This is a genomic window from Actinomadura soli, assembly GCF_005889715.1.
GTDB classification, from domain to species: domain Bacteria; phylum Actinomycetota; class Actinomycetes; order Streptosporangiales; family Streptosporangiaceae; genus Spirillospora; species Spirillospora soli.
Genome location: NZ_VCKW01000550.1, coordinates 1 through 1,533, shown reverse-complemented (window position 1 = coordinate 1,533; position 1,533 = coordinate 1). Strand labels below are relative to the sequence as shown.

General features: G+C 71.7%; 1 protein-coding gene. It reads left to right on the top strand.

What is annotated here, in order from left to right; genetic code table 11:
• Positions 1-540 precede the first annotated feature (540 nt).
• The gene (locus ETD83_RS41750; RefSeq protein WP_138650756.1) at positions 541-1,431 is read left to right on the top strand and encodes an alpha/beta fold hydrolase; all 891 of its coding nucleotides are present in this window, start codon (positions 541-543) and stop codon (positions 1,429-1,431) included.
• Positions 1,432-1,533 lie beyond the last annotated feature (102 nt).

The window sequence follows — 1,533 nt, the reverse complement described above, 5'->3', positions numbered from 1 at the left end:
CCCAAGCCTCCACGAGAACCCCCACCCGCACCATCAAAGGAACGGCCCCGGCACCGCCGCAGCGCCAGCCCGCGCCGACGCACAAACGGCCCCATACGCCCACCTGAACAGACCCACACCGCCACAGGGCCGCCCCGTACCGACAGGCGGACAGGCCCACACCGTCACGGGGCGGCCCGTACCGACAGGCGGACAGGGCCTACACCGTCACGGGGCGCGGCCCGTACCGACGGGCGGGTGGACTGGGCCTAGGGCGCGGTGCCGGCGGGTCACGCCGCCGCAAGGGCGGGTCCGTACCGACACCTGACGGGCGCCAGCCCCGTACAAACGGCCACGCCGCCGCGAGGACAGGCCCATGCCGTTGGGCGGACGAACCGCACCATAGTTCGGCCGAAGCTTGGCCCGTAGCGACGGGCCGTGGTGGCGCGCGAGGCGAGCCGTGGTGGCGTACGTGACGGGCCGTGGCGGCGCGCGGACGGGGTTTGTTGTCGTGACCTCCGTTTCGGCGGGGTAGCGTACGCGGCGATTCGAGGAGGCGACATGGGCGATGTCACGACCGGGTCGGTCACGGCGAACGGACTGGACTTCGGGTTCCTCACGGCAGGCCCGGCGGATGGGCCGTTGGTGCTGCTCCTGCACGGCTTTCCCGACTCGGCGCACACCTGGCGGCACCTCATGCCAGAACTGGCCGACGCTGGATACCGCGCCGTGGCTCCGTTCATGCGCGGCTATGCGCCGACGTCCGTCCCGGAGGATGGCGCCTACCAGACCGGCGCCCTCGTCACCGACGCCGTCGCCCTGCACGAAGCCCTCGGCGGCGGCCCCGACGCCGCCGTCATCGGACACGACTGGGGCGCCTTCGCCGCCTACGGCGCCGCGAGCATCGCCCCCGGACGGTGGCGCAAGGCCGTCGCGATGTCCGTCCCACCCCTTTCCGTGATGACCGGCGTGTTCTTCGAGTACGAGCAGCTCAAGCGCTCGTTTTACATGTTCGTGTTCCAGACTCCTCTCGCCGAGGCGGTCCTGGGACGCGCCTTCATCGAGGGTCTCTGGCGCGACTGGTCCCCGTCCGGCAATGGCGACCATGTGGATAACGTCGACCGCGTCATGGAGTGCCTGGCCACGCCGGACAACGTCACCGCCGCGCTCGGCTACTACCGCGCAATGTTCGACACGTCGCAGCATTCCGACCGCTACACCGCCGAACAGCAGGCGATCTCCAAGCCGGGCGACGTGCCCGTCCTCTACCTGCACGGTTCCGAGGACGGCTGCCTGGGCGCGGACGTGGTCGCGCCAGGCGGCGATCCCGGCGGCGTCCTGGCGGCCCTCCCGGACGGCTCCAGCGCCGGGCTGGTGCCGGGCGCCGGCCATTTCCTGCAGCTCGACTGCCCCGCGGATGTGAACGACCGCATCCTCAGCTGGCTGACCTAGCGTGCGCGCGTGCGCGTTCCTGGGTGGGTGTGTGGGCGGCTCGCGGGGCCAGCGTGAGTGCAGTTCCTGGCCAGGCGCGGGTCGCAGGTTGCAGGGCAGGCG